This is a genomic window from Kineococcus glutinatus (genome assembly GCF_039542765.1).
Taxonomy (GTDB): Bacteria; Actinomycetota; Actinomycetes; order Actinomycetales; family Kineococcaceae; genus Kineococcus_A; species Kineococcus_A glutinatus.
Genome location: NZ_BAABIL010000364.1, coordinates 1 through 5,426, shown reverse-complemented (window position 1 = coordinate 5,426; position 5,426 = coordinate 1). Strand labels below are relative to the sequence as shown.

6 protein-coding genes are annotated in these 5,426 nt (G+C 76.8%); 5 read left to right on the top strand and 1 reads right to left on the bottom strand.

The genetic code is table 11. The features are described 5' to 3' along the window. The first annotated feature begins 28 nt into the window (after window positions 1–28). The 4 genes from ABEB16_RS13615 (at window position 29) to disA (ending at window position 3,961) form a co-directional block, all read left to right on the top strand. On the top strand, window positions 29–748 hold the full coding sequence (locus ABEB16_RS13615; RefSeq protein WP_345712784.1) for a class I SAM-dependent methyltransferase: 720 nt from the start codon (window positions 29–31) through the stop codon (window positions 746–748). 43 nt (window positions 749–791) lie between these two features. Then, complete coding sequence (locus tag ABEB16_RS13610; RefSeq protein WP_345712782.1) at window positions 792–1,235, top strand: hypothetical protein; 444 nt, start codon at window positions 792–794, stop codon at window positions 1,233–1,235. A 123-nt stretch (window positions 1,236–1,358) separates the two neighbouring features. Further along, window positions 1,359–2,744 carry a DNA repair protein RadA gene (gene radA / locus ABEB16_RS13605; protein ID WP_345712781.1) on the top strand — a complete coding sequence of 462 codons (1,386 nt, stop codon included), beginning with the start codon at window positions 1,359–1,361 and terminating at the stop codon, window positions 2,742–2,744. A gap of 119 nt (window positions 2,745–2,863) precedes the next feature. Further along, entirely contained in the window at window positions 2,864–3,961 is a 1,098-nt protein-coding gene (disA, locus tag ABEB16_RS13600) for a DNA integrity scanning diadenylate cyclase DisA (protein ID WP_345712783.1), read from the top strand. Window positions 3,962–4,056: 95 nt separating this feature from the next. Here disA and ABEB16_RS13595 read toward each other — a convergent pair whose 3' ends face one another. Next, complete coding sequence (locus ABEB16_RS13595; protein ID WP_345712780.1) at window positions 4,057–4,716, bottom strand: hypothetical protein; 660 nt, start codon at window positions 4,714–4,716, stop codon at window positions 4,057–4,059. Between the two features lie 94 nt (window positions 4,717–4,810). On the opposite strand from ABEB16_RS13595, the gene ABEB16_RS13590 reads away from it, so the two are divergent. Then, complete coding sequence (locus tag ABEB16_RS13590; RefSeq protein WP_345712779.1) at window positions 4,811–5,383, top strand: TetR/AcrR family transcriptional regulator; 573 nt, start codon at window positions 4,811–4,813, stop codon at window positions 5,381–5,383. Window positions 5,384–5,426 lie beyond the last annotated feature (43 nt).

Below are 5,426 nucleotides of genomic sequence, written 5' to 3'. Positions count from 1 at the left end.
GCCGGCGCGGCGGGCGCGGGGGGCAGCGGTGAGCCGCCCGCCCGGCGCGGCGCCGCAGGTGCTGCCCGGCGTGCGGCCCAGCCCCAACATCTGGGGCTCCCCCGACGTCTACGAGCTGCAGAACCGCGGCGTGGACCCCGACGGGGCGATCGACGCCGCCCTGCGCGCGGTGCACGACTGGGCGGGCGCGGACGTCCTCGACGTCGGCTGCGGGGCGGGCTTCCACCTGCCCCGCTACGCGGCCGCGGCCCGCGCCGTCGTGGGCGTCGAGCCGCACCCGCCCCTGGTGGAGCTGGCCGCGGCGCGCGTGCGGGACCTGCCCGGGGTGCGGGTGCTCACCGGCAGCGCCGAGCAGCTGCCGCTGCCCGACGCGAGCGTCGACGTGGCCTACGCGCGCTGGGCGTACTTCTTCGGCCCGGGGTGCGAGCCGGGGCTGGCCGAGCTGGAGCGGGTGCTGCGCCCCGGTGGTACGGCCCTCGTCGTCGACACCGACGCCGGGCGGGGCGCCTTCGGCGCGTGGTCGCGCCGCGCGGTGCCGGGCTGGGACCCCGCCGCGGTCGAGCGCTTCTTCGCCCGCCGGGGTTTCGGGGCGCAGCGGCTCGACGTGCGCTGGGAGTTCGCGACCCGCGAGGAGCTGGCGGCGGTGCTGCGCATCGAGCTCGGCCCGCAGGTCGCCGCCGACGCCCTCGCGGCGCTGCCGGGCACCGGCCTGGTGCAGCCGGTGGTGGTGCGCTGGCGGCGCCGGTGAGGCCGGCTCGACCCGCCGGAGCCGAGGCGGGATGATGACCCGCATGAGCACGCAGCCCAGCGCGGAGTCATCGACGGTCGGCCACGTCACCAGCTCGTCCGGCGGCGACCCGCAGCACGAGCAGCGTGCGCTGGCGCCGATCCGCTGGCCCAAGCCGAGCGGCGGCACCGTCGCCGCGCTCGTCGTGTGGGCGATCGGCCTCGTCGTCGCGGTCGTCGTCCCGGCGATCATCGCGCCGCCGGAGTTCGGCATGACCTCCAGCGACGCCTCGGGCACCGCCGACCCGGCGCCGCCCACCTCGGTGTCCGGCACCGCGATCGGCCTGGCCATGGGCGTCACCGTCCTCGGCTGCCTGGTCATGCTCTTCTCCGCCTACGCGCTGCACCGGCGCACCGGCAGCATCGGCGCCGCGATCCTGGCCTTCGTGCCGACGTTCGTCGTCGTCGCCAGCGGCGCGATCATCGCGACGATGCTGCTGCTGGCGTGACACCCGCCTGACGCACCCGCCGGGCGCACCCGGCCGGCGCACCCGGCCGGCGTACCCGGCCGGCGCACCCGGCGCAGCGGTAGCCGGGCCGGCCGTGTCGGTGCCGGCTCCTACCGTGGGGACGTGCCCACCAGGACCACCACCCGCCCCGCCCGCCCCGGCTACCGCTGCGCCGAGTGCGGCTGGACCACCGCCAAGTGGGTGGGCCGCTGCGGGGAGTGCCAGGCGTGGGGCACCGTCGAGGAGGTCGGCACCGCGGTGGTCCGCACCACCGCGGCGGCCGCGGTGCGCGAGCCCGCCCGCCCCATCGCCGACGTCGACGTCGAGGCGGCCCGCGCCCAGCCCACGGGCGTCGACGAGCTGGACCGCGTCCTCGGCGGCGGCCTCGTGCCCGGCGCCGTGGTGCTGCTCGCCGGGGAGCCGGGGGTGGGCAAGTCGACGCTGCTGCTGGACGCCGCCTCCCGCGCGGCCGCGACGGGCCGCACCGTCCTGTACGTCACGGCGGAGGAGTCCGCCGCCCAGGTGCGGCTGCGCGCCGAGCGCATCGGGGCGCTGCGCCCGCGGCTGCTGCTCACCTCCGAGACGGACCTCGCCACGGTGCTGGGGCACGTCGAGCACAGCGCGCCGGACCTGCTCGTCGTGGACTCCGTGCAGACGGTGGCCTCGGCCTCGGTGGAGGGGACCGCGGGCGGGGTGACGCAGGTGCGGGAGGTGGCGGCGGCGCTCATCGGGGCCGCCAAGCGCCGCAACCTCGCCACGCTGCTCGTCGGGCACGTCACGAAGGACGGCTCGATCGCCGGGCCGCGGGTGCTGGAGCACCTCGTCGACGTCGTCTGCCAGTTCGAGGGCGAGCGGCACTCGCGGCTGAGGCTGCTGCGGGCGGTGAAGAACCGGTACGGGCCGACGGACGAGGTGGGCTGCTTCGACCTCACCGAGGACGGCATCGAGGGCCTGGCCGACCCCAGCGGCCTCTTCGTCTCCCAGCGCGGCGGCGACCCGGTGCCCGGCACGTGCATCACGGTGACCCTGGAGGGCCGCCGGCCGCTGCTGGCGGAGCTGCAGGCGCTGGTGGCGGCCAACGGCGGCGGGGGCAGCCCGCGCCGGGTCACGAGCGGGCTGGAGGCCAGCCGGGTGGCGATGCTGCTGGCGGTGCTGCAGCGGCGCCTGGGGGTGCCGCTGGCCGACCGCGACACGTACGTGGCGACGGTTGGCGGGGTGAAGCTCACCGAGCCGTCCGTCGACCTCGCCGCGGCGCTGGCGGTGGCCAGCGCCGCGGCCGACTGCCCGCTGCCGGCGGGGCTGGTGGCGTTCGGCGAGGTGGGCCTGGCCGGTGAGGTGCGTCCCGTGACGGGGGCGCCGCGGCGGCTGTCGGAGGCGGCGCGGCTGGGGTTCACGACGGCGGTGGTGCCGGCGGGGTCGGGCAGCGCGGGGCGGGTGCCGGCGGGGCTGGCGGTCCACGAGGTGAGCACCCTGGCGGAGGCCGTCCGTCACGCCCGGATCGTGCGGTGACCGCTCTGGAGCGTCACCGGCGATAGCATCACCGTCGACCGCCGCTGGTTCACCCGGTCGGCGGTTCCGCACCCGGGGAACCCGGCCGGCCCGTGCCGGTCGCAGCGGCCTCGCCCGTGATGGAGGAGACCGTGCCGACAGCAGACCGCACCCCCGAGGAGATCCTGCGGGCCACGCTCGCGGCGGTCGCACCCGGGACCGAACTGCGCGACGGGCTGGAGCGCATCCTCCGCGGGCGCACCGGCGCCCTCATCGTGCTGGGCTTCGACCGGGTCGTGGAGTCCATCTGCACCGGCGGTTTCGCCCTCGACGTGGAGTTCTCCGCCACCCGGCTGCGGGAGCTGGCGAAGATGGACGGCGCCATCGTCCTCGACCGCGACGTCAGCAAGATCGTCCGCGCGGCGGTGCAGCTCCTGCCGGACGCCACGATCGAGACGAGCGAGTCGGGCACGCGGCACCGCACCGCCGAGCGCGTGGCGAAGCAGACGGGCTACCCGGTGATCTCGGTGAGCCAGTCCATGCGGATCGTGGCGGTCTACGTGGGTTCGCGCCGCTACGCGCTGGAGGGCTCGGACGCGATCCTCGGCCGCGCCAACCAGGCGCTGGCCACGCTGGAGCGCTACCGCGCCCGGCTCGACGAGGTCACGGGCACGCTGTCCGCGCTGGAGATCGAGGATCTCGTCACCGTGCGCGACGTCTGCTCGGTCGTGCAGCGCATGGAGATGGTGCGGCGGATCGCGGACGAGATCGCCGGCTACGTCGTCGAGCTCGGGGTCGACGGGCGGCTGCTGTCCCTGCAGCTCGACGAGCTCATCGGCGGTGTCGGGCCCGACCGCGAGCTCGTGGTGCGCGACTACCTGGAGTCGACCAAGCACGCCGGTCCGGCGGAGGCGGTGCTCGCGGACCTGGCGGCGCTGGGTGCCTCCGAGCTCGTCGACCTGACGCACGTGGCGCGCATCCTGGGCTTCTCGGTGGGCGGTGACTCCCTGGACGCGGCGGTCAGCCCGCGCGGTTACCGGCTGCTGCACCGGGTGCCGCGGCTGCCGGGCGCGATCGTGGAGCGGCTGGTGGAGCAGTTCGGCGACCTGCAGAAGCTGCTGGCCGCGAGCATCGACGACCTCATGACGGTCGACGGGGTCGGCGAGCAGCGCGCCCGCGCCGTGCGGGAGGGGCTGTCCCGGCTGGCGGAGTCCAGCATCCTCGAGCGCTACGTCTGAGCGTCCCCACCGGGCGGCGGGTGCGGGTCACCCGCGGGTGGAGGTCACCGGCGGGTGCGGGTCACCGGCGGGTCGCGGTCACCGGCGGGTGGCGGTCACTGGAGGGTGAAGGTCGCCGGCCGGGTGGTGAGGTCGCCCAGCCGTGCGGTGACGGCGTACTCCCCCGCCCCGGCGCGGGTCTGCCCGGTGGGGCAGCCGGCCTCGGAGCCGATGCCCTGCCAGGTGGTCCAGGCACCCGTCGGCTTCCCCGGCTCCAGCTCGACGACCCGGGAGGTGGGTGCGGTCGCGCAGTCCGTGGAGTTCCACACCCGCTGGCCGGCGGCGGTCACCTCCAGCTGCTCCACCTGCGACCCCATCCGCACGGCGCACGGGGTGTCGGAGACGTTCTCCACCACGAGGCGGAAGCGCGGTTTGGCGTCGGGCCCGTAGGTGGCGGCGTCGGGGCCGACGCTCACCGTCAGGTCCGTCGCGGTGCACTCGCGGGCCGGGTCGGCCGACGGTGCCGGTGATTCCGCCGCCGTGGCGCTGGAGGCGGTGCCGGTGGCCGTCGCCGGCGCGGCGGCGGCCGTCGTGGCCGCGGCGCTCGGGGTGGGGTCGAAGGCGCTGGGCTGGGCGGCCGACGGCTGCCCACCGCCGCGGGTGAGGCCCCACACGACGGCGGCGACGACGGCGGCCAGGACGAGGAGCAGGACGATCCGTCGCCGCCAGTAGGTGCCGGATCCCTCGGGACCCACGGGGTGCAGGACGCTGCTCACGCGGGCGAAGGTACCCGGCCGGCCCGGGGGCGCCGCACAGCCGCGCCGTCCCGGGCGCTTGACGCCCCCCGGACGGGAGTGTCCAATCACTCACGTGCCGACGACGTCCAGCCGCTCCACCGCGCAGGCCCAGCGCTCGCGCGTCACCGCCAGCGCGGTGCGGGTCTTCGCCCGCACCGGCTACCACGCCACCCCCGTCACCGACGTGGCCACCGAGGCCGGCATCTCCCCCGCTTACGTCTTCCGGCTCTTCCCCGGCAAGCTGGCCGTCTTCGTCGCCGCGGTGGAGCACTGCTACGGGCGGGTGCTCGAGGCGTTGCAGGAGGGCGCGGACCGCGCGGCGGGCGCGGGCGCGGCGGAGGTGCTGGCGGCGATGGGTGACGCCTACGCCGAGCTCATCGCCGACCGCGACCTGATGATGCTGCAGGTGCACGCGCAGAGCGCCGCCGACGTGCCGGAGGTGGGCGAGGCCGTGCGCCGGGGCCTGGCGGCGATCGTGGCGCTGGCGAAGGAGCGCTCCGGCGCCGACGACGCGGCGGTGCAGCGTTTCATCGCCTACGGGCAGCTGTGCCACCTCATCGTCACCACGGGCCTCGACGAGGTGGACGCCGCGTGGGCGCGCACCCTCACCACCGGCGTGCGGCACGTCGGGGCGCCGGCCCGCTGAGCCGCCCGGCCCACCCGCGGCGGCCCGGCCCGCTCAGGGCACG

Excerpts from the sequence above, each read along its gene's own strand:
- ABEB16_RS13610 (WP_345712782.1), top strand. The coding sequence starts at position 792 with ATGAGCACGCAGCCCAGCGCGGAGTCATCGACGGTCGGCCACGTCACC.
- disA (WP_345712783.1), top strand. The coding sequence starts at position 2,864 with ATGGAGGAGACCGTGCCGACAGCAGACCGCACCCCCGAGGAGATCCTG.